The organism is Luteibacter sp. UNCMF331Sha3.1 (assembly GCF_900109915.1).
Classification (GTDB): domain Bacteria; phylum Pseudomonadota; class Gammaproteobacteria; order Xanthomonadales; family Rhodanobacteraceae; genus Luteibacter.
The window spans coordinates 92,282-118,785 of sequence record NZ_FOBU01000001.1 but is presented as its reverse complement, the minus strand read 5'-3'; the positions used below and the strand labels follow the sequence as shown (position 1 = coordinate 118,785).

The window sequence follows — 26,504 nt, the reverse complement described above, 5'->3', positions numbered from 1 at the left end:
GGTGCTCGCCGCGGGCACCCTTCGCCAGCAGGCCGGCTCCCACCTCGCGTATCGATTACTCCGCGCGGGTCTTGTGCTTATAGGCACACAGATCCGCGATCGCGCAGGTCGGGCACTCCGGCTTGCGCGCCTTGCATACGTAGCGCCCATGCAGGATCAGCCAGTGGTGCGCATCCTGGATGAACTCCCTCGGGATCACCTTCTCGAGCTTGTCTTCCACCTTGCGCACGTCCGGCCCCGGTGCGAGGCCGGTGCGGTTCGCCACGCGGAAGATGTGCGTGTCGACGGCGATGGTGGGCTGGCCGAAGGCGGTGTTCAGCACGACGTTGGCGGTCTTGCGGCCGACGCCCGGCAGTTCTTCCAGCGCCTCGCGCGTGGTCGGCACCTCGCCGCCATAGCGGTCGACGAGGATCTGGCTCATGGCGATGAGGTTCTTCGCCTTGTTGTTGTAGAGCCCGATGGTGCTGATGTAGCTCTTGAGCTTTTCGAGGCCCAGGTCGAGGATCTTTCGCGGCGTGTTCGCCACGGGAAAGAGCCGTCGCGTGGCCTTGTTCACCCCGACATCGGTGGCCTGCGCGGAGAGCGCGACGGCCGACAGCAGCTCGAAGGGCGTGGTGTATTCCAGTTCGGTCTTCGGGTGCGGATTCAGCTCGCGCAGGCGGCTGAACATCTCGACCACGTTCGCCTTTTTCACGGTGGATCCTTCTTCTTCGCTTTCGCGCGTGCGAGGGCTTCCAGCACGGCGTTGCGTGCCGCGGGCGCGGCGACCTCGACCTTGCTCGCGGCGAGCTGTCGCTCACGCCGCTCCGCATCGCGGACGAGGCGTGCTTCGCAACGCTGGAACCGACCTCGCGCGGCGTCCGCGTGCCGCCTGTCGTCCACCTGTGCGAGTGGCATCGGATCGAGCGCGATGCAGTCGACGGGGCACGCGGGCACGCACAGCTCGCAGCCGGTGCACAGGTCGGCGATCACGGTGTGCATCTGTTTCGATGCGCCGACGATCGCGTCGACGGGACAGACCTGGATGCACTTGGTGCAGCCGATGCAGTCGGCCTCGACGACGCGCGCGAGCGTGCGCGGTTTCTCGATGCCGCGCGTGGTGTCGAGCGGGACGATCGGCCGGTCGAGCAGGGCTGCGAGCCGGGCGATGCCGGCGGCACCGCCCGGCGGGCAGCGATCGATCGGCGCGTCGCCGGCGGCGATCGCGTCGGCGTAGGGACGGCAACCGTGGAAACCGCACTGTTCGCACTGGGTCTGCGGCAGCAGGTCGTCGATCCGGTCGGCAAGCGTTGGCGTCATGGCTGGCGCGGCCGATGGGGTGCGGTCAGCGGACGGTGGCGCCCGGCGCCGCGCCCTGGTCGGCGTCGAGCAGGAACAGGTCCGCGCCGCCGTCGCCGGCGGAGAGGATCATGCCCTCCGACAGGCCGAAGCGCATCTTGCGCGGCGCCAGGTTGGCGATGAATACGACGTTGCGACCGACGAGCGACCCCGGCTCGCCATAGGCGGCGCGGATGCCCGAGAAGATCTGGCGCGTGCCGAGCGGGCCGGCGTCGAGCTCGAAGCGCAGGAGCTTGTCCGAACCCTCCACGAACTCGCAGGCGGTCACCTTGCCGACGCGCAGGTCGAGCTTCGCGAAGTCGTCGATGGAGATGGTGGCGGCAGCGGTGTCGGTGGCGGCGTCGGTCATGGGCTTCGGAGCTTCTTTGGCTTTCTTGGGGGGCTTGGCCACCGCGGCGTTGGCGCGAGCCTGCTCCGCGGGGGTGAGGGATTCCTTCGACGCATCGACCATCGCATCGATCTTCTTCGGATCGAGGCGGCCGAACAGCGGCGTGAACGCGGCGACGGTGTGGCCGAACAGCTCGCGGCGCGCATCGGCGAAGCTCGCGATCGGTGCGGCGAGGAACACCTCGGCGGCGGCGACCGTGATCGGGAGGATCGGCTTCAGCAGGCCCGACAGCAGGCGGAACGCGTTGATGGCGAACGTGCAGACCTGCTGCAGCTCGTCGCGGCGTGCTTCGTCCTTCGCGATGACCCACGGCGCCTTCGCGGCGATGTAGCCGTTGACGGCATCGGCCATGGCGACGAAGCGGCGCGAGACCTCGGCGAATTCGTCGGCTTCGTAAACGGCCTCGATGCCGTCGTACTGTGCGAGCAGGTCGTTCCACAGCGCCGTGGCCTCGTCGTCGAAGCGATCGGCGAGGCGACCGGCGAAGTGCGTGTGCAGGAAGCCCGCGGTGCGGCTGGCGATGTTCGCCCACTTGCCGACGAGGTGCGAGTTGACGCGCTCTTCGAACGATTTGAGATCGAGATCGACGTCGACGGGCTGCGGCCCGAGCATCGTGGCGAAGTAGTAGCGCAGGGCCTCGGGATCGAGTCCCGCGTCGAGGTACGTGCGCGCCTGGATGAACGTGCCGCGCGACTTCGACATCTTCGCGCCGTTGACGGTCAGGTAACCGTTGACGTGCAGCGCCGTCGGCGTGCGCATGTTCGCGCCGTGAAGCATCGCCGGCCAGAACAGGCCGTGGAAGTTGATGATGTCCTTGCCGACGAAGTGATGCATCTCGGCCGTGCTGTCGGTGCCGAGGAAGTCGTCGAAGCGCAGGCCCGTTCGTTCGCACAGCGCCTTGAACGACGCGAGATAGCCGACCGGCGCGTCGAGCCAGACATAGAAGAACTTGCCCGGGGCATCGGGGATCGGAAAGCCGAAGTAGGGCGCGTCGCGGGAGATGTCCCAGTCGCGCAGGCCGCCGTCGAGCCACTCGGCGAGCTTCGCGGACACGCCGCTGTTCGCCACGGGTTTCCCGTCGGTGAGCCTGCCGGCGAACCAGTCGCGCAGCAGCGTCTCGAACTTCGACAGCTCGAAGAAATAGTGCTCGGAGTCGCGCAGGATCGGCGTGGCGCCCGACATCACCGAGTACGGATTGACGAGGTCGGTCGGTGCGTAGGTGGCGCCGCAGTTCTCGCAGTTGTCGCCGTACTGGTCGGGCGTGCCGCAGTTCGGGCAGACGCCCTTGATGTAGCGATCCGGCAGGAACATGTCGCGCTCGGGATCGTACAGCTGCTGGATGTCGCGCCGGGCGATGTAGCCGGCGTCGCGCAGGCGCGTGTAGATCGTCGTCGCGAGATCCTGGTTCTCGGGCGAATGCGTGGTGTGGTACTGGTCGTAGCTGAAGTGGAAGTCGGTGAAGTCGGCTTCGTGCCCCGCGCGGATGCCGGCGATGTAATCCTCGGGGGATTTACCCACCTTCTCGGCGGCCAGCATGATCGGCGTGCCGTGGGCGTCTTCGCCCGCGACGTACCAGACCTCGTTGCCCTGCATGCGCTGCGCGCGCGCCCAGATGTCGGCCTGGATGTAACCGAGCATGTGGCCCAGATGCAGCGGGCCGTTGGCGTAGGGGAGGGCGTTGGTGACGAGGATGCGGCGGGCCATGATTCGCACGGTCGGCTTATGGACCGGGGATTATGGCATGGGATCGGTGGGAGCCAGCCTGCTGGCTCCCACCCGATGCGATTACTCGGTCCGCACCCATTCCTGGCTGCGACCCATCAGCGAGAAGCCGATGTAGCCGTGCACGTCGAGCTTCCTGCCACCGTCGACGAGCTTGAGGTTCACCTTGTAGATCTTGCCCTTGGCGGGATCGAGGATCTGGCCGCCCGACCACTCGTCGCCGTCCTTCTTCAGGCCCCACATGATGGTCATGCCTTCGATGGGCTTGTTCTTGCGCTCGCCCGAGCATTCCGAGCAGACCGGGTGCGGGCCGTGGTCGGACTTCAGCACCTGGAGCACCTTGCCCTCCAGCAGCCCGTTGTTCTCGGTGATCTCGACGATCGACTTCGTCTCGTTGGTCTTGTCGTCGATGGTCTTCCACTTGCCGACGGGGGACGCGTTGTCGGCCAGGGCGGGGAACGCGGTCGCGACGAGCGCGAGGGCGAGGACGGTGCGGATCGGGTGCTTCATAGGCTGCGGACTCCCCATACGGTCAGGTACGGCCGGAGCCTGACGACGGGCGGGGCGCCCGTCAAGCTGCATTGCGCCAGACGGGGCCGCCGAGGCGGCTCCCGCATGCAGGGCGCGGCCTGCCGCGGCTTGCTGGCATAATGGTCGATCTTCGATTTTCCTCACGCGCCCCCCATGACCCAGGCCAGCGAAACCCTCGTCCGCGGCATCCTCGACCGCGTCATCGATCCCCATTCCGGCCAGCCGCTGAGCGCCGCCGTGCGCGCCGTCGGCGTCGATGGCGACCGCGTATCCGTCGACGTCCAGCTCGGCTATCCCGCCGCGGGCTACGTCGAGCAGGCCGCCCTCGAGGTCCGGAAGGCACTGGAAGCCGACCCGGCCATCTCGTCAGCCGCCGTCTCCATGAGCTGCCGCGTCCATGCACACAAGGTACAGGGCCAGCTGTCGCCGCTGCCGGGCGTGAAGAACATCGTGGCGGTCGCGTCGGGCAAGGGCGGCGTGGGCAAATCCACCCTCTCCGTGAACCTGGCGCTGGCGCTCGCCGCCGAAGGCGCGAAAGTGGGCATCCTCGACGCCGACATCTACGGTCCCAGCCAGCAGCGCATGCTCGGCCTCAGCGGCAAGCCGGTCTCGCCGGACGGCAAGAGCATCGAGCCCATGCGGGCCCACGGCCTGCAGGCGATGTCCATCGGCGTCCTGATCGAGGAAGACACGCCCATGATCTGGCGTGGCCCGATGGTCACCCAGGCGCTGATGCAGCTGCTCAACGACACGCGCTGGGAAGACCTCGACTACCTCGTGATCGACCTGCCGCCGGGCACCGGCGACATCCAGCTGACCCTGTCGCAGAAGGTGCCGGTGTCCGGCGCCGTGATCGTCACCACGCCGCAGGACATCGCGCTGCTGGACGCCCGCAAGGCGCTGGGCATGTTCCGCAAGGTGGAAGTGCCGGTGCTGGGCGTGGTCGAGAACATGGCGACGCACATCTGCACGAACTGCGGCCACGAAGAACACATCTTCGGACAGGGCGGCGGTGCGCGCATGGCGAGCGATGCCGGCATCCCGTACCTCGGCGACCTGCCGCTGGACATCCGCATCCGCGAGCAGGCCGACCAGGGCAACCCCACGGTGGCCGCGATGCCGGATTCCGACCTGACGGCCCGTTACCGCGCCATCGCCCGCCACACGGCGGCGAAGTTGTCGCTGCAGGCGCGCAACAAGGCCATCACGTTCCCCAAGATCGTCATCCAGAACACGTAAGCGCGTGCCGGGTGGCACGTTCGCCGACGTTCCTATACCTTTCCGGCTCCAGCGAGGGAGACAGTAAGTGAGCATCAAGTCCGACAAGTGGATCCGCCGCATGGCCGCGGAGCACGGCATGATCGAGCCGTTCGCGCCTGGCCAGGTCAAGGAGCGCGACGGCCACCGGCTGGTGTCGTACGGCACGTCGAGCTACGGCTACGACGTCCGCTGCGCCGACGAATTCAAGGTGTTCACGAACATCAATTCGACGATCGTCGATCCGAAGGCGTTCGACGAACGCAGCTTCGTCGACATCAAGTCCGACGTCTGCATCATCCCGCCGAATTCGTTCGCGCTGGCGCGCACCGTCGAATACTTCCGCATTCCCCGCAAGGTGCTGACCATCTGCCTCGGCAAGAGCACCTACGCGCGCTGCGGCATCATCGTGAACGTGACGCCGCTCGAGCCCGAGTGGGAAGGCCACGTGACGCTCGAGTTTTCCAACACGACGCCGCTGCCCGCGAAGATCTACGCGAACGAAGGCGTGGCGCAGATGCTCTTCCTCGAATCCGACGAAGAATGCGAAGTGTCGTACGCCGACCGCGGCGGCAAGTACCAGGGCCAGCGCGGCGTCACGCTGCCGAGCACCTGAACGGCCTTCGCGTCGCAGCCGCGCCAGACACCTGCGCGCGGTAGACTCGCCCTTTTCCAGTCCCCACCCGATTCACGGAGACACCGCATGATCCGCATCCCCACCCTGATGGCCCGCGCCGCCGCGGCGATCCTCCTCGCCAGCATGCTGGTCCTTGCCGGTTGCCACCGCGGCGCGTCGAAGACCGATGCCGCCGCGTCGACGCAGGGCCAGTTCGACTACACGATCAAGGCCTACAAGAGCGGCCAGTTCCTCGTCGACGGCGCGGTGCTTTCCGCCGCCGACACGGGCAGCCACTTCGCCTATCTGAAGGATCAGGGCAAGCTGCCGAAGACGGTTCTCGTGCTGCCCAGCGACGACTCCAAGATCCGCGACAACCATCTCGGTTTCATGGCGCGCATGCAGCTCGACTACGGCTTCACCGTCTACTACGACAAGAAGGGCGAGCTCGTCCGCCTGAACGCCGTCGAAGAGAACGCGCGCCAGCTGGAAGACACCCCGCACAAGGCGGCCCTGCCGGATCGCATGCAGGGCAAGGAAGCGTCCAGCGGCGCTTACGACCCGCAGACGCAGCAGTAAAAGAAGGGCGCTCCGGCGCCCTTTTTTTTGGTGGGAGCCAGCCTGCTGGCGATTCAGGGTGGCGGCAAGCTCCCATCGCCAGCAGGCTGGCTCCCACCGAATCGTGTCAGCCACTGGCCTATGGCCACGATTCGGTTCTCCGCCGCCCCGTCGCCATACGGTTCCGCCACCCCAAACCCCCACACCGGCCCGGGCCACGCCGCATCGCCCTCCACGCGTGCCACCACGTGCACGTGCAATTGCCGCACGACGTTGCCGAGCGCACCGATATTGATCTTGTCGCAGGGGGCGACCGCACGCAGTGCCTCGGCAGCTCGATCCACCTCGCGCCAGAGCGTGGCACGATCCTCCGCCGGCAGGTCGGCGACTTCGGTCAGACCCGCGCGCCGAGGAACCAAGACCAGCCACGCATAACGCGCATCGCGCATCAGCAGCACGCGACACAGGGGCAGGTCGCCGACGACGAAGGTGTCGCCGGCGAGCCGCGGATCGAGGTCGAAGGCGCCGCTCACGCCAGTTCGCGGGTGAAGAAGGCCAGCGTGCGCTCCCAGGCGAGCTTCGCGCTCGGCTCGTCGTAGCTGGCGCGCGCGTCGCAATTGAAGCCGTGGTCGGCCGGATACACCCAGGTATCCATCTCCGGCTTCAGTTCGCGATGCTTCTCCACCATGTCCGGCGGGATCGAGTGATCGCGCTCGCCGAAATGGAAGATCACGTTGGCCTTCGCGGGTTCGGTCAGGAACGGCACGTTGCGCGCACCGTAATAGCTGGCCGAGGGCCGCCCGTGACGCAGTGCGGCCAGCAGCGCGACGGTGCCGCCCCAGCAGTAACCCACCGTGCCCACCTTCACCTTGTACGTGTCGGCGAGGTAAGCGGCGGCCTTCACGGTGTCCTCCGTGGGACGCAGCAGGCCCAGCTCGGCGATGAGCTTCACGCCCTTCTGCATGCCTTCCTGGTCGTAGCCGAGCTCCACGCCTTTCTCGACGGGATCGAACAGCGCCGGCGCGATGGCCACGTAGCCTTCGGCGGCGAACCGGTCGGCGACACTGCGGATGTGCGCGTTCACGCCGAAGATTTCCTGAATCACCACCACGCCGCCTTTCGGCGTGCCCGACGGCTCGGCGAGGTACGCGTCCATGCTTTCGTGCGGTCGGGAGGTGTCGAGGATGAGGGTGCGGCCCATGGGAAGCTCCGGGTGGGTGGGAAAGTCCGACAAGATTAACTGCCCGACGGCGCAAGGAGCACGGCGGGGGCCAGCCTGCTGGCGATTCGGTATGGCGGCAAGCACCTCGCCAGCGGGCTGGCTCCCACCAGCCCGGCCCGCGCCGGCGCGACAGGCTATAATGCGCGGTTTCCCCTCCCCGGTACCCACGGCAATGTCCCAGGCCGCTCCCAAAGTCGGTTTCGTCAGCCTCGGCTGTCCGAAGGCGCTCGTCGACTCCGAACGCATCCTCACCCAGCTCAAGGTCGAGGGCTACGAGATCGTGCCGAGCTACGGCGAGGCCGATGCCGTGGTGGTGAACACCTGCGGCTTCATCGATTCAGCGGTGCAGGAGTCGCTCGACGCCATCGGCGAGGCCCTGCACGAGAACGGCAAGGTGATCGTCACCGGTTGCCTCGGCAAGCGGCAGGAACTGATCCGCGACAGCTATCCCGACGTGCTCGCGATCAGCGGTCCGCAGGATTACGCGAGCGTGATGAGCGCGGTCCACGCGGCGATTCCGCCGACGCGCAACAAGTTTCTCGACCTCGTGCCCGACACGGGCGTGAAGCTCACGCCGAAGCACTACGCGTACCTGAAGATTTCCGAAGGCTGCAATCACCGTTGCAGCTTCTGCATCATCCCGTCGATGCGTGGCGATCTTGTCAGCCGGCCCGTCGATCAGGTGCTGATGGAAGCCGAGCGCCTGGTGAAGGGCGGCGTGAAAGAGCTGCTCGTCATCTCGCAGGACACCAGCGCCTACGGCGTCGACGTGCGTTATGCGGAACACGCATGGCGGGGCAAGGCTTACCGTACGCGGATGACCGAACTCTGCGAAGGCCTGTCGGAGCTCGGCGCGTGGACGCGCCTGCATTACGTCTATCCGTACCCGCACGTGGACGAGATCATGCCGCTGATGGCCGACGGCAAGATCCTTCCGTACCTCGACATCCCGTTCCAGCACGCGAGCCCGCGCATCCTCAAGCTGATGAAGCGTCCGGGCAACGTGGAGAAGACTCTGGAGCGCGTGCAGAACTGGCGCCGCCAGGTGCCGGACCTCACGATCCGCAGCACCTTCATCGTCGGTTTCCCGGGCGAGACGCACGACGAATTCCAGGAACTGCTCGACTTCCTTCGCGAAGCCGAGCTCGACCGCGTCGGCGCGTTCGCCTACTCGCCGGTGGATGGTGCGAAGGCCAACGACCTTCCGGGGCAGATCGACGAGGAACTGAAAGAGGATCGCCTCGAACAGTTCATGGCGGTGCAGGCGGAAATCTCCGCGGCGAAGCTGCAGCGCAAGGTCGGTCGCACGATCAAGGTGCTGGTCGACGAGATCGACGCCGACGGTGCATGGGGCCGGTCGAGTGCCGACGCGCCGGAAATCGACGGTGCCGTCCGCATCGACGACGGCCAGCTGCTGAAGCCCGGCCAGTTCGTCGACGTGCTGGTCGAGGAAGCCGACGCGCACGATCTCTACGGCCGTCTGGCCTGATCCCATGCGCTATGTGGCGCCGACGCGCGAGGCGCTGGATCGACGTGTGCTCGCGTCGCCGCCCCTGTCGCACTGGTCCGCCTACGCCGCCTTCGTCGAGGGCGAGCGCTGGCCGGACGTCGAGGCGCTCAATGCGCTATGGGCCACGGGATCGGACCGGCGATTCGTCACGCAGGACAAGGGGCTCCTCGCCGACGGCCTGCATTACGAAGAGCGCATCGCGCGCCACGGGGCCGTGGCGACGCGTGCCGAAAACTGGCACGACCTCTTCAACGCGTTCGTGTGGCTTCGCCATGGCGCGATCAAGCGGGCGCTGAACGCGCGGCAGGTCGCGGAGATCGCCGTGATGGGACCACGCGAACGATCGCGCCCCCAGTGCGCTCTCACGCATTTCGACGAGGCGGGCATGATCGTCCGCCTGCGCGATCCCGCGATGCTGGCAGCATGGGACGCGCACGACTGGCATGCGCTGTTCTGGACGCATCGCGGCGCGTGGCTGTCCGGGGACGCGCACGTCGAGGTGTTCGGGCACGCGTTGCTCGAACACGCGCTCACGCCCCGCAAATTGCTCGTGGGGAAGGCGCTGGTGGTGCTCGGCGAGGGCGATCCCCTGGCACGTTGCGCCGAAGCGATCGCCTCGGGCCAGGTGTTGAACGATCCGCTGGAGCTGCGGCCGTTGCCGGTATCGGGCGTGCCGGGCTGGCACCCGGAAACGGGTGACGAAGCGTTCTACACGACGGCACCGTGTTTCCAGCCCTTGAGGGCGGGGCGGACGTACCCGTCACCACTGCGCGGTCCGGATGCATAGCTGACGGGTGGGGGCCAGCCTGCTGGCGAATGGCGCTTGTCGCGAGCACCCGTCGCCAGCAGGCTGGCTCCCACCCGTGGACCTTCGCTTCGGCTCTGGGTTACCTCAACCCGTGATCCCGCACGTAGTCGCCGAGCAGGCTGTCGTGATCCACGCCGAGCTTGCGCATGGCGTCGCGCTTCTGGCGGCTGATGGTCTTCACGGACTTGCCTTCGCTCTCGGCGATCTGCTGCAGCGAGCGTCCAGCCACGAACTGGCGGATCACCTCGGTTTCGCGCGGCGACAGGGCGGCGCCGGGCATGGCCTCGGACACCTCGTCGGCCTCGTTGAGGATGTCGAGCAGCGTTTCGCTGAGATAGGTCTCGCCCGCGGCGACCGCGCGAGCGGCGGTGGCGAGTTCGTCCATCGGGGCGCGCTTGTCGACGATGCCCAGCACGCCGCGGTTGAGCATGGACTGCAGCGCGGCAGGCCGGTTGATCATCGTCAGCACCACCACCGCCATGTCCGGATACTGCTTCACGATGGTGTCGAGGAGGGCGAATCCGTCATCCTGCCGATCACTCGGCATGAGAAAATCCGTAATGACGACGTCGCATCCGCGTTCCGCGAGGAGGGCCATCAGTTCGTCCGTGGCCCGGGCTTTGCCCACGACCTCGATGTTGGCGTTCTCCAGCGCCAGCGCGCCGCCAACGAGGACCAGGGGATGGTCGTCGGCCAGAATGACCCTGAGTGCCTTGGATGGCATGCGTCGTGTTCTCCTGCTTTCGTTGCGGTCGAGCGTACAGGCCCCGATTATGCCCACCAAGCCTTCCCTGACGAAGTCCACGACGTGATCCGACGCCTGCTGTTGTTAATCCTGGTCCTGCTGGCGCTCCCCGTCGCTGCCGCGCCTGAGACGCCGCTGTCCCGCCAGGACGCCGAGTGGCTACGGCGCCACCCGGTGCTGACCGTCGGCGCCTACCGGGAGGGATACCCGCCGTTCGAGGAAATGCGCGACGGCGAGCTGGAGGGGCTGGGCCCGGATTACCTGCGCCAGATCGCGACGGACCTCGGGGTGACCCTGCAGACCCGCGTCTACGCGTCGTGGCCCGAACTGCTGGCGGCGCTCGCGCGTGGCGAGATCGATGTGGCCACGTCGGTCACGCCACTCGAAGCCGGGATGCCGGGTATCCGCGTCGGCGCGACCTATTTCGAATCCCTGCCGGCCCTCGTGGAACGGAACGACGCGCCGGTGATCCACCGGCCCGGAGACCTGCGCGGCAAGCGGCTCGCCGTGCACGCCGGCTACTTCGACATGACCGCCCTGCGGCGGGAACTGCCGGAAACCACCCTCGTCGAGACGTCGTCCACGGCCGACGCGCTCGAGAAAGTCCGCTCCGGCGACGTCACCGCGTACCTCGACAACCCGTTCTCGGCGCGCGAGTTCGTGTCGCGCCTCGGGCTGGAGCACGCACTGCGGGTCGGGGCGCCGCTGGCGCTTCCCATCAGCGCACTGGCGTTCGCCGTGCCGGCCGATCGCGCGCCGCTGGGGCATGCGATCGACCATGCCCTCGGCGAACTGACGGCGGCCGATCACGGCAGGCTGCGCGCGCGCTGGGTCGGTCGCGAGATCGCGCCCCGGCCGCGGGGCACCGACATTCCGCTCAGCGAGAAGGAAAAGGCCTACCTGAAGGCGTTGCCGACGTTGCGCCTCGGCGTCGACCCGAGCTACGCGCCCTTCAGCCTGCTGTCGGGGCAGGGCGAAGCCGAGGGACTGGCACTCGACTACGTGCGCGAGATCGCCGCCGAACTCGGCCTGCGACTCACGCAGGTCACCAGCGAGAACTGGGCCGGCACCGTGGCGCGCGTGCGCCATGGCGACGTCGATCTCGTCGCCGCGATCAACAATCCGCAGAGCGCGACGTTCCCGTTCCTGGAACCCAGCGTGCCGTACCTCGATTTCCCGATCATGATCGTCACGCGCGAGGGCGCGCCGACCGTCGCGGGGCGCGACGACCTCGCCGGCAAGCGCGTGTTCGGCAACGTCACCCGCGAGCCCATCCGGCGGCTGCTCGCACGCATTCCGGGCGCGACGGTCATCCCCGTCGACACGGAATTCGACGGCATGCGCCGATTGGCGGCGGGCGAGGGCGACGCGTTCGTGGGCAACCTCGCCTCCGTCGACTACCACATCCGCGAAGCCTTCCTCGGTCAGCTCAAGGTCGCCGCGCCGACCGGCGACACCGAGGCGATCGCCATCGGCGTGCGCAGCGAGCTCGCGCCCCTGGTGCCACTGATCAATCGCGTGCTCGTGAACCTGTCGACGCATCGCCAGCAGGAAATCCGCAACACCTGGTTCGCGGCGCACTACGTCGTCGGCCCGACGTGGCGCGAGATCGCGGGGCGGGTCCTGCCGTTCGTGCTCGTGCTGCTCGTCTCGCTGATCGCGATCAGCTACGCCTACCTCAACCTGCGTCGCGAGACGCGGCGCCGCGAGCGCACCGAACGACGCCTCGCGGAAGTCACCGCGCACGTGCCGGCGGTCGTCTACGAGGCCGTCCGCGGCACCGATGGCGCGTATGCGATGACCTACGTCGGTGGCGACCCGCTGAGCATCCTCGGCATCGAACCGGGGACATTGCTCGCGGGCGACGCCACGATGCTGGCGCCGGTGCCGATCGAAGATCGCGAGCGACTGCGCGACGCGTTCGAGCGGTCCGCGCGCGAACTCACGCCACTGCACGTGACCGTGCGCGCGCAGGTCGGCGAACGCGTCCGCTACATCAGCTCCGACGCCGTGCCGCTCGCCGCGGCCGACGGTAGCGTGCGCTGGAACGGTTACTGGGTGGATGTGACGGCGCAGGAACTCGCGGCGCGCGGCGTCGCGCACGCGCGTGACGAGGCCGAGGCGGCCACCCGCGCGAAGAGCGACTTCCTCGCCACCATCAGTCACGAGATCCGCACGCCCATGAACGGCGTGATCGGCCTGCTCGACGTGCTCGAACGCACGCCGCTCGACCCGCGGCAGCGCAAGATGGTGTCGACCATCGAACACTCCGCCGAAGCGCTGCTGCACATCCTCGACGACGTGCTCGACTTCTCGAAGATCGAAGCAGGACACCTCGAGCTCGACCCGCAGCCCGCCGATCCGCGCGCGATCGTCGAAGGCGCCGTGGCGATCATGGAGGCGCAGGCCGAGGCCAAGGGCCTGGTGCTGCGTTCGCACGTCGACACCGCGCTGGCGTCCGCCGTGGTCGTCGACGACGGGCGCCTGCGCCAGGTGCTGCTCAACCTGCTCGGCAATGCGATCAAGTTCACCGCCAGCGGCGAGGTCCGTGTCGAGGTCCGCGTCGACGAAGAACACGGCAATCGCCAGCGGCTTCGCATCGCCGTGGCGGACACGGGCATCGGCATTCACGCGGCGAAACTGCGGCACGTGTTCGCGCCCTTCAGCCAGGCGGAGTCGTCCACGACGCGACGCTTCGGCGGCACGGGGCTCGGGCTGAGCATCGCCCGACGCCTGATCGAACGCATGGGTGGACATATCGCGATCGACAGCGAGCCGGGGCAGGGCACCGTCGTCACCCTGACGCTGGAGCTCGCGGTGGCCGATCCGGCGACCGTGCCGCGCCTAGCGGAGCCCGAGGGTTTTTCCTTGGGACGTGCGGTGCGCCGCGACGCGCGGATCCTGCTGGCCGAGGACCACCCCGTCAACCAGGAGCTGGTCCGCGTGCAGCTGGGCATGCGCGGCTACGTCTGCGACGTCGTCGACGACGGCGTCGCCGCGCTGGAGGCGATTGACGCCGCCCGCTACGACCTGTTGCTCGTCGATTGCCACATGCCACGCATGGACGGTTACGAGGTGGCGCGCGAGGTACGTCGGCGCGAGGCCGGCACCGGACGGCGCATGCCCATCGTCGCGATGACCGCCGACGCGCGCGCCGACCAGCGGGATATCTGTCTCGCCGCGGGGATGGACGACCTGCTGCGCAAGCCCATTCGCCTGGAGGCTTTCCATGAGGCGCTCGATCGCTGGCTGTTGCCGGACGACGACGACGTGCCCGTCGTGGACATGGACCGCCTGCGCCGTGCGTTCGGGCACGACGGCAACATCGCCAGCGTGATCCGGGCCGGCGTCGACGCCACACGCGACGCGCTGACGCGCCTGCCGGCCGTGCTCGACCGCGGCGAGGCCAGCGAGATCGCCGGCTGGATCCATCACGTCCTCGGCGGCGTGAACGTGTTCGGGCACTCGGACGTCGGCGAGCGCGGTGAGCGCATCGAGCGCGCGCTACGCGACGGCGGCGCGTTGGACATCGGCGCGGTGGACGCCTTCGGCAGGGAGGTGGCCGCGTTCAACGACGGACTGGAACGGCTGGCCGATCGCCTGGCGATCGCTTCGTGACACGTGATCTATCTCCGGGTGGGAGCCAGCCTGCTGGCGATGGGCGCTTGCCGTGAGCACCCATCGCCAGCAGGCTGGCTCCCACCGAACGTCGCTGGCTATTCGTACGCCACGGCCACGATGGCGAAGCGCGTGCGCCCCCCGGGTAGCTCCGCGTCGAATTCGTCGTCCACGCGCTTCTTCAGCACCGCGCGCGCCATCGGCGAGTCGATGCTGATCCAGCCTTTGCGCGCGTCGGTCTCGTCGGGGCCGACGATGCGGTAGCGCACCGTCTCGCCGGATGCGACGTTTTCCAGTTCCATGGTGGCGCCGAAGAACACGGCGTCGCGTTGCGACGGCGCGGCCTCGACCACCTTCAGCACCGGAATGCGCTTGCTCAGGTAGCGCGCGCGACGGTCGATCTCGCCGAGCTGCTTCTTGCGGTACGTGTACTCCGCGTTCTCGGAGCGATCGCCCTCGGCGGCCGCCGCCGCGAGCGCCTTCACGACTTCCGGCCGCACCGTATGCCAGAGGTGGTCGAGCTCGGCCTTCAGGCGCTCGAAGCCTTCGCGCGTGATGATCGCCGTGGAGGACGGCGCCGGTGGACGCCAGCGGCTCATCGGGACACCGGGCGGGCGGCATCGACGGAGGTCAGGAACGCCTCGACGTCGATGCGGAGCGGGTGATCGGGATGCCCGGCAAGGAGCTGCCGCGCGAGCGCCGCGGCGTCGTCGTGCTGCCCGAGGCGCTCGTGCATGCGCGCGGCCAGCAGGCCGTAATGCGGCGCGCCCATGTCGCGCGGCCACGTGCGTGCGTAGCCTTCCGCGAGGTGCAGCGCGAGCCGTGTCATGCCGCCATGCGCGGCGGTGTCGGCGAGCGGGCCGCAGGTGAGGGTGTCGTCGGGCAGGAACGTGGCGTCGACGCCGATGCAGTCCTGCACCACGCCGAGTGCCCGGCGCGTTTCGCCGGCGGTCACCAGCGCCGCGATCCAGATCTGGCCGTGCACCAGCAGTTCGGGCAGACGACCCTGCGCGCGCAACAGTTCGCGATAACGGGTGTGCATGGACGCCGGCGCAAGGCCTTCGCGCAGTCGTTCGGTGAGGATGTCCGTCGCGCCCGGCACGTCGTCGCGAGCGATCAGGTCGACGTGCGCGAGCAGGGCCTGATCGTCGTCGGGCTCGGCCGCCGCGGCGATGTCGATCGCCGCGGGCTGGTAGCCGAGCGCCTCGTGCTTGTGATGGATCAGCGCGCCCATCAGGTGGAAGTTGTACACGGTGAGGTAGTTCGCGACGAGGTAATAGCCCAGCGTACCGAAGAACGTCGGCCCGTGGTCCTTCAATGCGTACTGCGCGGCGGCCTGGAGCAGGCTGCTGGCGAGCACCATCGCGAACAGCATCGCGTAGCTGCCGCCGAGCCGGCGGATCGCCTCGAACCACGTGAGCGGATTGAGCGCCGCGCCCACGCCGTCGAAGGCGAGCGACATCGTGATCACCGGCAGCACCAGCGCGAACAGCAACGAGACCGCGAGGCCCGGGAAGCCGAACAGGATGGGGGCGAGCACCGCCACCGCGTTGCCCGTCAGCTGGATGAGGATCAGCGCGACACTCGTGCCGTCGCCGCCATTGACCGCCGCTTCGGGCGGATCGGCGTAACCGTCGGCCGTATGCCGGAGGCATTCGAAAGAATAGGTGTACAGCGCGACCCAGCCGAGCGCGAGAACCAGCAGTTTCAGGCCCGTGATCGGCAGGAACGCGATGGATTCGAACAGCGTGATCGCGCCGATGGTCCAGATCGCCGCGCCGCCGAGCGGGTAGCGCCAGCCGAGGCGGATGCGTTCGGCGAACGGGGTCGTCGGATCCGCGAGTGCATGCCGCGGCATCGTCAGCGCTTTCCGCCGAAGATGCTGCCCAGGATGCCGCGCACGATCCGCTGCCCGGCCTGCGAGCCCGCGGTGCGCACCATGGATTTCGCCATGGTCTCGATCATGCCCTGGCGACGTCCCGTGCCGAAGACGGCGTCGCGCACGACGCCGCCCCAGCCTCCGGTATCGCCTGCGCCGTCGTCCTTGCGGCCAGCCTTCGCAGGCGGGGTGTCCGTCGCGCTCTTTTCCGCCGCGCGCGCCGCGAGCCGTTCTTCCGCGGATTCGCGGTCGATCGCGGTGTCGTACTTGCCACCCACCGGCGAGCGCGAGCGGATCGTGCGGCGTTCGTCGTCGGTGATCGCGCCGATGCGGCACGTGGGCGTGGAAACGAGCACTTTCTGCACGGGCGACGGCACGCCGCCGTCGCCGAGGGTGGACGCCAGCGCTTCGCCGGTGCCCAGCGTGCCGATGGCTTCCGTCACGTCGAGCTTCGGATTGCGCGCGAAGGTTTCGGCGGCCGCCTTCACGGCCTTCTGGTCGCGCGGCGTGAACGCGCGCAGCGCATGCTGCACGCGATTGCCGAGCTGGCCGAGGATCTCGCCGGGCACGTCGTCGGGATTCTGCGAGCAGAAATACACGCCCACGCCCTTGGAGCGGATCAGGCGCACGACCTGTTCGACACGCTGGCGCAACGCCGGGGGCGCGTCGTCGAACAGCAGGTGCGCCTCGTCGAAGAAGAACACCATCTTCGGCACGTCGAGGTCGCCCACCTCGGGCAACTGCTCGAACAGTTCCGAGAGCAGCCACAGCAGGAATGTGGAATACAGGCGCGGCTTCATGATCAGCGCGTCGGCGGCGAGCACGCTGATGACGCCGCGCCCGCTCATGTCCTGGCGCATCAGGTCGGCGAGTTCGAGCGCCGGCTCGCCGAAGAACGCGTCGGCACCGTCCTGCTCGAGCTTCAGCAGCGCGCGCTGTATCGCCGCGACGCTCTGTGTGCTGATGAGGCCATAGCGCGCGGAGATGTCCTTCGCGTGTTCGGCCGCGAAGCCCAGCATCGCGCGGAGGTCGCCGAGGTCGAGCAGGAGCAGCCCCTCGTCGTCGGCCACGCGGAAGATCACTTCCATCACGCCTTCCTGCGTGTCGTTGAGTTCCATGATGCGCGAGAGCAGGGTGGGGCCCATTTCGGACACGGTGGCGCGCACCGGATGCCCCGATTTGCCGTAGATGTCCCAGAAGACCACGGGATTGGCCTGCGGCTTCCAGTCGGCGAGGCCGAGCCGGGCGAGGCGCGCGGCGAGTTTCTCCGACGGGGCGCCGGCCGCCTGCGACAGGCCGGCCAGATCGCCCTTGGCGTCCGCGAGGAAGCAGGGCACGCCGAGGCGGGAAAAACCCTCGGCAAGCAGCATCAGGCTGACGGATTTTCCGGTACCGGTGGCGCCGGCGATCATGCCGTGCCGGTTGCCGTAGCGGGCGTCGAGGTCGACGGCCGTGTCGTCGTTGCGTCCTACGAAGATGCTGGCCATGCTTTTCGTCCTTAACAAGATGCTGAACAAGTCTACGCAACGGCTCGCCGTTACGGGGAATTTGCCGTCGTGCCGCTTGAGTCCGCAGGCCCCGGGGGGTAACGTGGCCCGCATTGTCCGACCCGTCCGAGCCCGTGCATGCCTGTCCGCGTACCGCGTAACCTCCTGCTCCTTCCCCTGGCCATTCTCGCTGGTTGCGCGTCCGGCGGGGCGCCCCGCCCGACGAAGGCGACGCCGGAGGTCAATGCGTTGTACGACCGGATGAACCAGGCGAGCAAGGGGTACGAGGCGTCGATCGACCAGGCACGCCGTGGCGACACTCCCACGGCGGACCGCACGCGCAAGCAGGCCCTCGATCAGCTGAAGGACGCGTCCGCGCGCTGTGGGCTGACGCCGGGCTGCGATCCGCAACGTTTCGCCGCCGTGTTCGACCGGCTGCTGCGATTGAAGGACGGCAGCTTCATCGAAGGCGAAGACGCCGACGACACCGTGCAGGGCGCCGAGGTGGGCGCGCAGCCGGGCGACGCCGGATCGTCGGTCGCCCTCGGTTCGCTGCCGCAGGCGCAGCGCAGCGTCACGATGCTGAAGGGCCAGCAGTTCTCCGACCTGATGGTGATGAACGGCCCGGTGAAGGCCGCGCTGGAGATGTGGCTGACGCAGTTGCGTCCGAACCTGATGGATGCGTACGTCAATTACCAGATGATGCGTTACAAGATGTGGCCCGCGTACAAGAAGGCCGATCTTCCCGAGGCGCTGCTGTTCGGCATCATGGCCAAGGAATCCGGCGGCAAGGTGCACGCGGTGTCGCGTTCCGGCGCGTCGGGGCCCCTGCAGTTCATGTACGCGACGGGCCTGCGTTTCGGTCTGTCGAACGAGGACGGTTTCGACCAGCGCTTCGACCCCACGCTGGCCGCGCAGGCCAACGCGGAATACATCGACGAGCAACTCGGCGCATTCAACAACAACCTCGAACTGACGCTGGCGGCCTACAACGGTGGTGAAGGGCGCATGCGCCGCATCGCCGCGACGAGCCCGGGCGCGAGCTTCTACGATCCGCAGATCTACGGCCAGATGTCGGCCGAAACGCGCGATTACGTGCCCATGGTGCTGGCCGCCGCGTGGCTGTTCCTGCATCCGGACAGCTACCACCTCACCTGGCCGAAGATCGACGGCGAGGGCGGTCAGATCGTGCTCAAGCGCCCGGCCTCGCTCACGGAACTCACCGTGTGCCTCGGCTCGGCGCAGGGCATGACGAACGGCTGGTTCCGCACGTTGCGCAACCTCAATCCGCGGCTCGATCCGCAGCAGACGCAGCCGATGGGCGCGCGACTCGAAGTGCCCAGGCAGCTGGAGAAGGCCTACGCCACGAGTTGCACGGACGGCCCGTGGCCGATCCTCGCCAGCGACCTGCACAACGCCGTGAAGATCGTCGCGCCGCCACCCCCGGCCGCCACGTCGTCGGCACTGGCCAACGGCCCGTCGCCGGCGTCGAAGCCGGCATCGGGCGGATCCAGGAGCTACACGGTGCGCCGCGGCGACACGCTCGTGAGCATCGCGCGCAAGAGCAACTGCGCCGACGTCGAAGACATCGCCCGCATGAACGGGCTGAAGGGTCACCAGCTCAGGGTAGGGCAGGCGCTGCGCGTGCCCGTGTGCCGTTGAACCGGCTGGGGGCTGTTACGCCACCGCCTGCGGTTCGTTCATCCACGCAGCGGTGGCGTCACGTCGTTCCGAGGCGGAGAGCTCCTTGATCTGACGCATGAGGCGCAGGATCTGCCGATGCAGGTCCTCCATGCCGGGGCGTCGCGAATCGAGGGTCTCGTGGTAAACGGCGGCGATCCACAACGCCACGCCGCGGGTGGCGATCAGCGGATTCTCGGAGCGCGCCTTGCCCAGCCCGATATCGGGGCCGTGGCCATAGGTGCTGTAGCGCTCTTCGGGCGGGGTGCCGTAGAGGTGGGGAAAGTCGCAGGCGGCGGCCTGCTCCATCTCGCGGCGAACCAGCTGCTGCAGGTCCGCATGCGCCCGCACCGGAAGGGCGAGCACGACGCGTTCGATGTCCGCGAGCTGGCGACGAAGCCGGATTTCGCGATTGACGGCAATGAGATGGGTGACCAGACGCATGGACTACTTCCCCTAGTACGGATGCTTCTTACGGTCCCGTCGAGCTTCCCCAGCGAACGACGGTCGACGCAGGATACGCCGGCCATGAGTCAAATGTAAGACGTTTTCGTCACATTGTGACGCGCGCCGTCACGCGCTCAGGCCTGGCCCGACCACCGGCCCAGGCGCTGGCCAACGACAACCTGTTGTTGCGGTTGAAGTTCGTCCAGTGCGTAGCCTTCCGGCAGCAGCAGGATGACCGTCGACCCCATGTTGAAGCGGGCCATTTCGGCGAAGCGGTCGAGGTGCACCTTCCGCTCGCGGCAGTCGCTGCGACGGATCGCATGGGCGTACGGCGGGATGGTCAGGCCGTCCCAGACGGTCGCGACGCTGGAGACGAGGATCGCACCCACCATCACCGACACGAAGGGGCCGTGCGCGCCGTCGAAGTGGCAGACCAGCCGCTCGTTGCGGGCGAACAGGCGCGGGATCGCCTCCACGGCGAAGGGGGCCACGCTGAAGATGCGTCCCGGCACGTGCGTGGTGCCGGTGAGGTCGCCTTCGAGCGGCATGTGCACGCGGTGATAGTCGCGGGGCGAGAGGTAGATCGTGACGAAGCTGCCGTTGCGGAACGGCGCGGCCGCGGCCTCGTCGCCGAGCAGTTCCGCGGCTGTGTACTCCTGGCCCTTCGCCTGGAAGATGCGGCCATCGCGGATGCGGCCCGACTGGCTGATCCGGCCATCGGCCGGCGACACGACGGCCTGCGGATCCGGATCCGCGTGCCGGGCATCGGGCTTCAGCTTGCGCGTGAAGAACGCATTGAAATGCGGGTAGGCGAACGGATCGGGCTGCGCCGCCTGGCTCATGTCGACGTCGTAGCGCTTGACGATCTCCCCGATGAGGAAGTTCTTCCATGGGGTCCACGGCCAGCGGGTCGCCTGGTAGACGATGCGGGAAAGGAACCGGTGCGGGAGGATGTACTGCAGCAGGACGTTGGGCTTCATGCGCGGGAGTATAGGGGACCACGCCCGATGATCCACGTCCGGGGGGCTCTCTACACGTTTCCTTCATCGAGGTCGGCCGATAAGCGGCGAAGGTCGGTTCGCGACGGAAGCTCGAGCGGACCGGTGCCGCGCGACCGCCATGCAGGGCGGAGGCGAACTGCGTGGGGTGGGGACCCCGGGCCGACGCCGGCGCCACGGACGATGCTTGCGCTCCACACCGCCATACAGGGTGGTGGTCACGGGGTAGACAACATGGAACCGTGGCATTCGGATGTCCGTTCCCACCGGAACGGTTCGCGGGCGCGTCGCGCGCTCTTCGTCGCCGTCGCACTGGCGCTCGCCGGTCAACACCACGCGGCACGGTCCCAGACCGTGACGCTTCCGCCTTACAACCCCATCGACAACGATGGAAAGGTCGGCCAGACCGTGGTCGCCCCCGGCGCGACGGTGACGATGTCGGGACCGCCGCAATTCCAGTCGGGCATCGGGGGGTCGCAGGACACGACGCTGCGCGAGCTCGATGGTCTGGGTCGCATCGTGTCGGGCAGGGAATGGATCGGTGTCGGCCGGCTCAACCCCGGCACGCAGAACTTCGGCGTCAGCGTGCCCGATCCGATCACCGGCGGGCGGCGGGTCGTGTCGGCGTACAACACGGCCAACCTGGTGCCGCTCGACCCTTACACGTACGACAGCCGCGTGCCCGATGTCGTCAACGTCAACGACCAGCAGTACCTCGACGCGCGCGTCGGCACGGTCACGTCGGGCGGGGGCACGCTGACCGTGGCGATCGGGCAGCCCGGTGCCGAAAGCGGCGCGGCGACGAACGCCTGGACCATGGCGGCGAAGCAGAGCTCGCTCTTCTACGCGGACGGCACCGGCGGGGTCGCGAGCAACGTCGACTGGACGTCGGCCAACCGCATCATCTTCATCGGGCAGGTGGCCGATCCCAGCGTGCCGCAGACGTTCGGCGTGACGTTCGTCGCGCACTATGGCGGCACGTTCGGCGTGACCACGACCGACGGGGTCACGACCACGCACACCGTCAACGACGACGCCGGACTGCGCGCCTACAACGACTTCCTCATCGCGCAGATGCAGGCGGGCAACCTCGATCCCGCGCGGTACGCGAGCCTGTTCGCGCAGGGTTATACGTCCACCAGCGAGCAGATCGTCTACGGCATCACCGCCGACAGTCCGCCCGACGAAGTGGCCCAGCCGATCGGCAACCGCATCGCCATGCATCTGGTGGGACCGGACGCGCACGGGCATGTGGCGACCGGCGCCGTGCTGGAAGTGCAGAACGCGAACAACGGCGCGGTGCGCGCGGAAAGCGGCGCGACGGCGGTCATCGACGGCACCCTCGCCACCCTGCGTTCCACGGGAGACGGCACGGCGCTGATGCTTACCGGCAACAGCGCCGGCACGAACAACGGCACGATCAACGGCAACTTCTTCCGCAACGCCGCTGGCCTGCTCATCAACGGGTCGTTCGGCGCCAACGTGGTCGACGTGGTCGACGGCAGCACGTTCGACAATCCGGGCATCCTCAACCTCGCGACCGGCGCGACGAACGGTGCCGGTAAATCGACGGGTATCCGCGTGGGTGCGGGCAGCACCGCGACGAACGCGGGCATCGTCAACGTGGGCGTGACGGGTTCGCGCTCGAACGGGTCGATGGACGGCGTCGCCGTCAACGACCCGACCGCGAGCTTCACCAATACCGCCACGGGAACGATCTACATCGGTCGCGGGCCGCAGACCGTGGCCGGCGCACCGTCGTTCGACGTGGCGGTCAATCAGGGAACGATCACGACGGGCATCAACGTGCCGACGGCGGGAACGGTCTCCAATCTCGGCAACATCACGATCGGCACGCTCACGCAGAACGCCGCCGGCATCCTCGTGACGTCGCCGGGCGCGCGGGTCGACAACGCCGGCACCATCGCCGTCAACGGCCGCGCCGCGGCGGTACCGCGGGAGAACGTCGGCATCCTCGCGCAGAACGCGGGTGCGGCGGGCGGCGTGTCGAACAGCGGAACGATCAACCTCGCCGGCGTCAATGGCACCGGCATCAAGGCCCTTTCCACGGCCACCGTCGCATCGCTCGTCACCTCGACGGGCACGATCAACGTCGCCGGCGGGGCGGATCCGTCGAGCGGGACGCGCAACATCGGCGTGTGGGCGGAGGGGCAGGGCGCGGCCAGCGCGCGGGCGAACGTTCAAGGCGCGGTGAACCTGCTCGGCGACGGCGCCATCGGCATCCACGCCCGGGGCCGGGCGACCGTGGACGTGGCGGCCGGCGCGGCCCCCGCGTTCGCGAGCGGCACGAAGCAGATCGGTTTCTTCGCCTTCGGCAACGAGGCGCACATCAACGTCAACGGCGGCTCCACGCTGGATGTCTCGACGCCGCAGTCGACACTGTTCCGGCTCGACACGGGAGCGGATTTCGACGGCACCGGACTGACGATGAGCGCGTCGGGCACGCAGTCCACCGGCATCCTCGGAAGCGGTAGCGGTTCGGTACTCAACACACGCAACGCCGTGATCGGCGTGTCCGGCGCCGGCGCGACCGGTGTCGTGGCGGAAGGCGGTTCCACGGGCACCATCGACGCCGCGACGACGATGTCGCTCACGGGAACGGGCGCGATCGCAGGCATCGCCGATGGCCAGAAACACGCGTTGACCGGCGCGACGACCGGGGGGCTCGTCGGCACGACATCGCTGACGAGCCTCGCGGCGCTGAACGCGTCGCAGGCCGGCGTGACAGGCTACATCGCGCGCAACGGTGCGACGTTGTCCAACGAAGGGGCGATGACGTTCACGGGCGCCGGCGCGACGGGTTTCATCGTGGAAACGAATGCGCGAGGTGCGAATCGTGCGGCCGTCACGCTTTCCGGCCCGAACGCGACCGGGGCACTGCTGCGCTCCGGTGGCACGTTCGCGAACAACGGCACGATCCACGTCGGCAGCGGAACCGGCGTGCGCGTCGAGGGCGACGGTGCCCAGCGACTGGCCCCCGCCGGTTCCATCGTCGTCGACGACGGCATCGCCGGCGTGCAGCTCGTCGCGGGCGCGGGGCTCGTGCTGGGCGCCGGGGACTCGGCCATCGTCACGCGCGGCAGCGCGCATGGCGTGCTGCTCGACGCGCGCGCGACATCGCTGCTCGCCACCGGAACGACGATCGCGACGCTCGGCAGCGCCAACGCGATCGAGAACGCAGCCGAGATATCGGCCATCACGCTGTCCGGCGCCACGCTTCGCGTCGGCGACGGGGCCGGGCTGCGCACGGCGACGAGCATCGATCCCGCATCCACGGCGACGATCGAGGTCGACGGCGGCGGTGTGGGCTACGCGTTCCGCACGGCGAGCGGTACCGCGACGACCGGCGACGTCGCGGTCGGGCCCGGTTTCCTGATCCGCGGCAACGGCGGGGGCGCGACAGGTATCCAGGCGCTGACCACGGGCGCGGTGATCACCGGCGGTACCGTCGAGATCCGCAGCGCGGCGGGTGGGTCGGCGCTGATCGCGGGCACCGCGTCGTCCGCGGCCAACAGCGGTTCGCTCTCGTCGGCGAGCGTGACCGCGCCGGTCGTCGATCTCGCCAATGGCGGCGGCACGCGCTTCGCCAACACGGGCACGATCGCCTCCGCCAGCCCGGCCGCGGTGGCGGTGCGCGGCAGCGCGGGCAACGACACCGTGACGCTCACCGGCGGTGCCGTGCGCGGCGATGTCGCGACGGGCGCGGGCACCGATGCGTTCGCCTGGACGGGCGGCACGCTCGATGGCGGCCTGACCATGGGCGATGGCACGGGCAATGCGGCGAACGTGGGCGCGGTCGACACATCGACCACATACCACCTCGTCGCGGGTACCGGCGGCGGCAATACGCTGACCTTCGGTGGCACGGAAGCGCGGGGCGGATCGTTCGCGACGGATACGCTCGACAAGGGCATCAACCTCGGCGTGGGCTGGAACACCATTGCATTCAACGGTGGCGCGCGGTTCACGCTGACCGACAACCTGCGCCTCGCCAACAGCGAAGTGATCGTCGATCCCTCATCGACGCTGTTCGCGGGGAACGGCGTGCATCCCGTGATCGCGGGTGGCAGCGCCGGCTCGGCGACTGTCGCGAATGCCGGCCTGATCGATCTGACCAACGGCAGTGGCTCCCCGGGAAACAGCCTCGCCGTCGACGGCAACTACAGCGGCGGACCGGGGCGGCTGCGTCTGGTCAGTCGGCTCGACGCCGGTGGTTCGCTCGCCGCGCAGGCGACCGATCGGCTGCTGGTACAGGGCGATGCGTCGGGCGAAACCACCATCGATGCGATCGCCGCAGCGGCGAGCACCGGTGCCTACACGGACACCGACGCCAGCGGCTACGTAGGCGCGAACGAGGGCATCTCGATCGTGCAGGTGGCTGGCGCGTCGACGGGCGGCGCGTTCCGCCTGGCCGGCGGGTATCTTGCGTTCGGCCCGTGGCAATACGGTCTGTACGCGTTCGGGCCGGGCGCGAGCGACGCGGCGCAGCGTGTCGTGAGCGGGGCGACCAGCGGCAATGCGTTCTGGGACTACCGCCTCGCGAACGTGATCGTCTGCGACGGACCATGCCCCGCGCCGACCGCCGCGTCGCCGGCTCCCACACCGCCGACGGGCACGGCGTATGTCGAGCCGCCGGCCCCGCCACCCGGCGGGCCGATCGTCGCCGAAGCGCGCGCGGCGGTGGCGCCGCAGGTGCCCGCGTATATCGTCTCGCCGTCGGCGCTGGCGATCTTCGGGTATCGCGCGGTCGACAACCTGCATCGTCGGCTCGGCGAGATCCGCGACATGGACGAGCGTGGCGAGGGCCTCGGTGGCGAGACGTTCGTGCGCGTCCTCGGTGGAGACTACCGCTATGCTACCGACCGCTCGTTCCGCGACTTCGGCTTCGGCTACGACGTCGACACGCGCGCAGTGCAGGCAGGCGCAAACATCCTCGCGATCGACGGCGACGCGTCGGTGCTGCGGGCTGGCGTCGCGTACACGCACGGCACGACACGCATCGATCCGAAAGCCCGCGATGGCTACAGCCATGCGAAGTTCACCACCCATGCCGTCGCGATGTTCGTGACCTGGCAGATGCACGACGGGTACTACATCGACATCGTGGCATCCGGAGACCGTCACCGCGGCGACATCGACACGGCGCGCGCGAGGGACGTCGCACGCGTGCGCGGGTCTGGCTGGACCGGCTCGATCGAAACCGGGTATCCGTGGTGGTTTGACAATGGCTGGAACCTCGAGCCGCAGCTGCAGCTCTCGAGACAGCACATCGGCCTGCGAAACCAGACGGATCGCGATGGAACGACGACGCGTTACGACGCGTTCGAGCAGACCATCGGACGTGCCGGCGTGCGTCTCGATCGCACGTGGAGCACGGATGCGGGCAGTCGTGCGACACCGTATGCGCGGCTGAACGTCGTGCGCGGCTGGGGTGGCCGCTCCGCCGTGGCGGTGGGCGCGGAGGGGTACGACGTGTCGCAGACGTTCGCCGGCGGTCGCTTCGGGCGAATGCTCGAAGTGGGGCTGGGTGGAACGTTCACGTGGAGGCGCGGCATCTCGCTCTACGGCGAAGCCGACTGGCAGCGGAAGCTCGGCGATGCCGGTGCGCGAGGCTGGTCGGCAACGCTGGGCGCACGATGGACTTTCTGACGTGTTATCGCTTCGGGCGGGAGCCAGCCT

At 68.5% G+C, this 26,504-nt stretch carries 20 protein-coding genes; 8 read left to right on the top strand and 12 right to left on the bottom strand.

The window, feature by feature from the left end; translation table 11 throughout:
* Positions 1 to 55: 55 nt before the first annotated feature.
* From nth to BMX32_RS00435, 4 genes are all read right to left on the bottom strand, one after another.
* Positions 56 to 670: an endonuclease III gene (gene nth / locus BMX32_RS00450; RefSeq protein WP_089976757.1), complete on the bottom strand. Its 615-nt coding sequence runs from the start codon at positions 668 to 670 to the stop codon at positions 56 to 58.
* A gap of 20 nt (positions 671 to 690) precedes the next feature.
* A complete protein-coding gene (locus tag BMX32_RS00445; protein ID WP_089973881.1) occupies positions 691 to 1,299 on the bottom strand; it encodes an RnfABCDGE type electron transport complex subunit B in 609 nt (202 codons plus the stop codon).
* Positions 1,300 to 1,324: 25 nt separating this feature from the next.
* A complete protein-coding gene (metG, locus tag BMX32_RS00440) occupies positions 1,325 to 3,430 on the bottom strand; it encodes a methionine--tRNA ligase (protein ID WP_089973880.1) in 2,106 nt (701 codons plus the stop codon).
* An 81-nt stretch (positions 3,431 to 3,511) separates the two neighbouring features.
* The gene (locus tag BMX32_RS00435) at positions 3,512 to 3,958 is read right to left on the bottom strand and encodes a DUF2147 domain-containing protein (protein WP_089973879.1); all 447 of its coding nucleotides are present in this window, start codon (positions 3,956 to 3,958) and stop codon (positions 3,512 to 3,514) included.
* 174 nt (positions 3,959 to 4,132) lie between these two features.
* Here BMX32_RS00435 and apbC point away from each other — a divergent pair, with 174 nt between their 5' ends.
* The 3 genes from apbC to BMX32_RS00420 all read left to right on the top strand — a co-directional run bounded on the left by apbC (position 4,133) and on the right by BMX32_RS00420 (position 6,431).
* Positions 4,133 to 5,218, top strand: coding sequence for an iron-sulfur cluster carrier protein ApbC (apbC, locus tag BMX32_RS00430; RefSeq protein WP_089973878.1), 1,086 nt, complete (start codon positions 4,133 to 4,135; stop codon positions 5,216 to 5,218).
* A 67-nt stretch (positions 5,219 to 5,285) separates the two neighbouring features.
* Positions 5,286 to 5,852, top strand: coding sequence for a dCTP deaminase (dcd, locus tag BMX32_RS00425; RefSeq protein WP_089973877.1), 567 nt, complete (start codon positions 5,286 to 5,288; stop codon positions 5,850 to 5,852).
* Positions 5,853 to 5,939: 87 nt separating this feature from the next.
* Positions 5,940 to 6,431 carry a hypothetical protein gene (locus BMX32_RS00420; protein WP_089973876.1) on the top strand — a complete coding sequence of 164 codons (492 nt, stop codon included), beginning with the start codon at positions 5,940 to 5,942 and terminating at the stop codon, positions 6,429 to 6,431.
* Between the two features lie 53 nt (positions 6,432 to 6,484).
* On the opposite strand, the gene BMX32_RS00415 is transcribed toward BMX32_RS00420, so the two are convergent.
* Together BMX32_RS00415 and BMX32_RS00410 are read right to left on the bottom strand one after the other, a co-directional pair.
* On the bottom strand, positions 6,485 to 6,943 hold the full coding sequence (locus BMX32_RS00415; RefSeq protein ID WP_089973875.1) for an HIT domain-containing protein: 459 nt from the start codon (positions 6,941 to 6,943) through the stop codon (positions 6,485 to 6,487).
* On the bottom strand, positions 6,940 to 7,611 hold the full coding sequence (locus tag BMX32_RS00410) for a dienelactone hydrolase family protein (RefSeq protein WP_089973874.1): 672 nt from the start codon (positions 7,609 to 7,611) through the stop codon (positions 6,940 to 6,942). Before BMX32_RS00410 ends, BMX32_RS00415 begins: the two co-directional genes overlap by 4 nt.
* A gap of 193 nt (positions 7,612 to 7,804) precedes the next feature.
* Between BMX32_RS00410 and rimO the strand changes: the two genes are divergently transcribed.
* Both rimO and BMX32_RS00400 read left to right on the top strand, forming a co-directional pair.
* Positions 7,805 to 9,121, top strand: coding sequence for a 30S ribosomal protein S12 methylthiotransferase RimO (gene rimO, locus BMX32_RS00405; RefSeq protein ID WP_089973873.1), 1,317 nt, complete (start codon positions 7,805 to 7,807; stop codon positions 9,119 to 9,121).
* 4 nt (positions 9,122 to 9,125) lie between these two features.
* Positions 9,126 to 9,929 carry a DUF3025 domain-containing protein gene (locus BMX32_RS00400; RefSeq protein ID WP_089973872.1) on the top strand — a complete coding sequence of 268 codons (804 nt, stop codon included), beginning with the start codon at positions 9,126 to 9,128 and terminating at the stop codon, positions 9,927 to 9,929.
* A 100-nt stretch (positions 9,930 to 10,029) separates the two neighbouring features.
* Here the strand turns inward: BMX32_RS00400 and BMX32_RS18360 are convergent, their stop codons facing one another.
* Positions 10,030 to 10,674, bottom strand: a complete 645-nt coding sequence (locus tag BMX32_RS18360) for a response regulator (protein ID WP_139206643.1) — start codon at positions 10,672 to 10,674, stop codon at positions 10,030 to 10,032.
* A gap of 84 nt (positions 10,675 to 10,758) precedes the next feature.
* Here BMX32_RS18360 and BMX32_RS00395 point away from each other — a divergent pair, with 84 nt between their 5' ends.
* Complete coding sequence (locus BMX32_RS00395; protein WP_170843525.1) at positions 10,759 to 14,313, top strand: ATP-binding protein; 3,555 nt, start codon at positions 10,759 to 10,761, stop codon at positions 14,311 to 14,313.
* Between the two features lie 98 nt (positions 14,314 to 14,411).
* Here the strand turns inward: BMX32_RS00395 and greB are convergent, their stop codons facing one another.
* Genes greB through BMX32_RS00380 form a run of 3 tightly spaced genes read right to left on the bottom strand, consistent with a single transcriptional unit; the run spans position 14,412 to position 17,679 of the window.
* Positions 14,412 to 14,912 (bottom strand): transcription elongation factor GreB, encoded by a 501-nt coding sequence (gene greB, locus BMX32_RS00390; RefSeq protein ID WP_089973870.1) that lies wholly within the window; start codon positions 14,910 to 14,912, stop codon positions 14,412 to 14,414.
* Positions 14,909 to 16,171, bottom strand: coding sequence for a DUF4013 domain-containing protein (locus tag BMX32_RS00385; protein ID WP_089973869.1), 1,263 nt, complete (start codon positions 16,169 to 16,171; stop codon positions 14,909 to 14,911). The genes greB and BMX32_RS00385 overlap by 4 nt, the downstream gene beginning before the upstream one ends.
* Before the next feature lie 2 nt (positions 16,172 to 16,173).
* On the bottom strand, positions 16,174 to 17,679 hold the full coding sequence (locus tag BMX32_RS00380) for a helicase HerA-like domain-containing protein (protein ID WP_089973868.1): 1,506 nt from the start codon (positions 17,677 to 17,679) through the stop codon (positions 16,174 to 16,176).
* Positions 17,680 to 17,817: 138 nt separating this feature from the next.
* Between BMX32_RS00380 and BMX32_RS00375 the strand changes: the two genes are divergently transcribed.
* Positions 17,818 to 19,341: a transglycosylase SLT domain-containing protein gene (locus tag BMX32_RS00375; protein WP_089973867.1), complete on the top strand. Its 1,524-nt coding sequence runs from the start codon at positions 17,818 to 17,820 to the stop codon at positions 19,339 to 19,341.
* A 15-nt stretch (positions 19,342 to 19,356) separates the two neighbouring features.
* Here BMX32_RS00375 and BMX32_RS00370 read toward each other — a convergent pair whose 3' ends face one another.
* Both BMX32_RS00370 and asd read right to left on the bottom strand, forming a co-directional pair.
* Positions 19,357 to 19,803, bottom strand: a complete 447-nt coding sequence (locus BMX32_RS00370) for a hypothetical protein (protein ID WP_211664157.1) — start codon at positions 19,801 to 19,803, stop codon at positions 19,357 to 19,359.
* Positions 19,804 to 19,940: 137 nt separating this feature from the next.
* A complete protein-coding gene (gene asd / locus BMX32_RS00365; RefSeq protein WP_089973866.1) occupies positions 19,941 to 20,786 on the bottom strand; it encodes an archaetidylserine decarboxylase in 846 nt (281 codons plus the stop codon).
* 252 nt (positions 20,787 to 21,038) lie between these two features.
* Between asd and BMX32_RS00360 the strand changes: the two genes are divergently transcribed.
* Positions 21,039 to 26,474 (top strand): autotransporter outer membrane beta-barrel domain-containing protein, encoded by a 5,436-nt coding sequence (locus tag BMX32_RS00360; protein WP_089973865.1) that lies wholly within the window; start codon positions 21,039 to 21,041, stop codon positions 26,472 to 26,474.
* Positions 26,475 to 26,504: the final 30 nt, after the last annotated feature.

Coding starts and splice junctions, on each gene's coding strand:
- nth (WP_089976757.1), bottom strand. CDS start 670: ATGTTCAGCCGCCTGCGCGAGCTGAATCCGCACCCGAAGACCGAACTG.
- BMX32_RS00445 (WP_089973881.1), bottom strand. CDS start 1,299: ATGACGCCAACGCTTGCCGACCGGATCGACGACCTGCTGCCGCAGACC.
- metG (WP_089973880.1), bottom strand. CDS start 3,430: ATGGCCCGCCGCATCCTCGTCACCAACGCCCTCCCCTACGCCAACGGC.
- BMX32_RS00435 (WP_089973879.1), bottom strand. CDS start 3,958: ATGAAGCACCCGATCCGCACCGTCCTCGCCCTCGCGCTCGTCGCGACC.
- apbC (WP_089973878.1), top strand. CDS start 4,133: ATGACCCAGGCCAGCGAAACCCTCGTCCGCGGCATCCTCGACCGCGTC.
- BMX32_RS00420 (WP_089973876.1), top strand. CDS start 5,940: ATGATCCGCATCCCCACCCTGATGGCCCGCGCCGCCGCGGCGATCCTC.
- BMX32_RS00410 (WP_089973874.1), bottom strand. CDS start 7,611: ATGGGCCGCACCCTCATCCTCGACACCTCCCGACCGCACGAAAGCATG.
- rimO (WP_089973873.1), top strand. CDS start 7,805: ATGTCCCAGGCCGCTCCCAAAGTCGGTTTCGTCAGCCTCGGCTGTCCG.
- BMX32_RS00400 (WP_089973872.1), top strand. CDS start 9,126: ATGCGCTATGTGGCGCCGACGCGCGAGGCGCTGGATCGACGTGTGCTC.
- BMX32_RS18360 (WP_139206643.1), bottom strand. CDS start 10,674: ATGCCATCCAAGGCACTCAGGGTCATTCTGGCCGACGACCATCCCCTG.
- greB (WP_089973870.1), bottom strand. CDS start 14,912: ATGAGCCGCTGGCGTCCACCGGCGCCGTCCTCCACGGCGATCATCACG.
- BMX32_RS00385 (WP_089973869.1), bottom strand. CDS start 16,171: ATGCCGCGGCATGCACTCGCGGATCCGACGACCCCGTTCGCCGAACGC.
- BMX32_RS00380 (WP_089973868.1), bottom strand. CDS start 17,679: ATGGCCAGCATCTTCGTAGGACGCAACGACGACACGGCCGTCGACCTC.
- BMX32_RS00375 (WP_089973867.1), top strand. CDS start 17,818: ATGCCTGTCCGCGTACCGCGTAACCTCCTGCTCCTTCCCCTGGCCATT.
- BMX32_RS00370 (WP_211664157.1), bottom strand. CDS start 19,803: ATGCGTCTGGTCACCCATCTCATTGCCGTCAATCGCGAAATCCGGCTT.
- asd (WP_089973866.1), bottom strand. CDS start 20,786: ATGAAGCCCAACGTCCTGCTGCAGTACATCCTCCCGCACCGGTTCCTT.
- BMX32_RS00360 (WP_089973865.1), top strand. CDS start 21,039: ATGGAACCGTGGCATTCGGATGTCCGTTCCCACCGGAACGGTTCGCGG.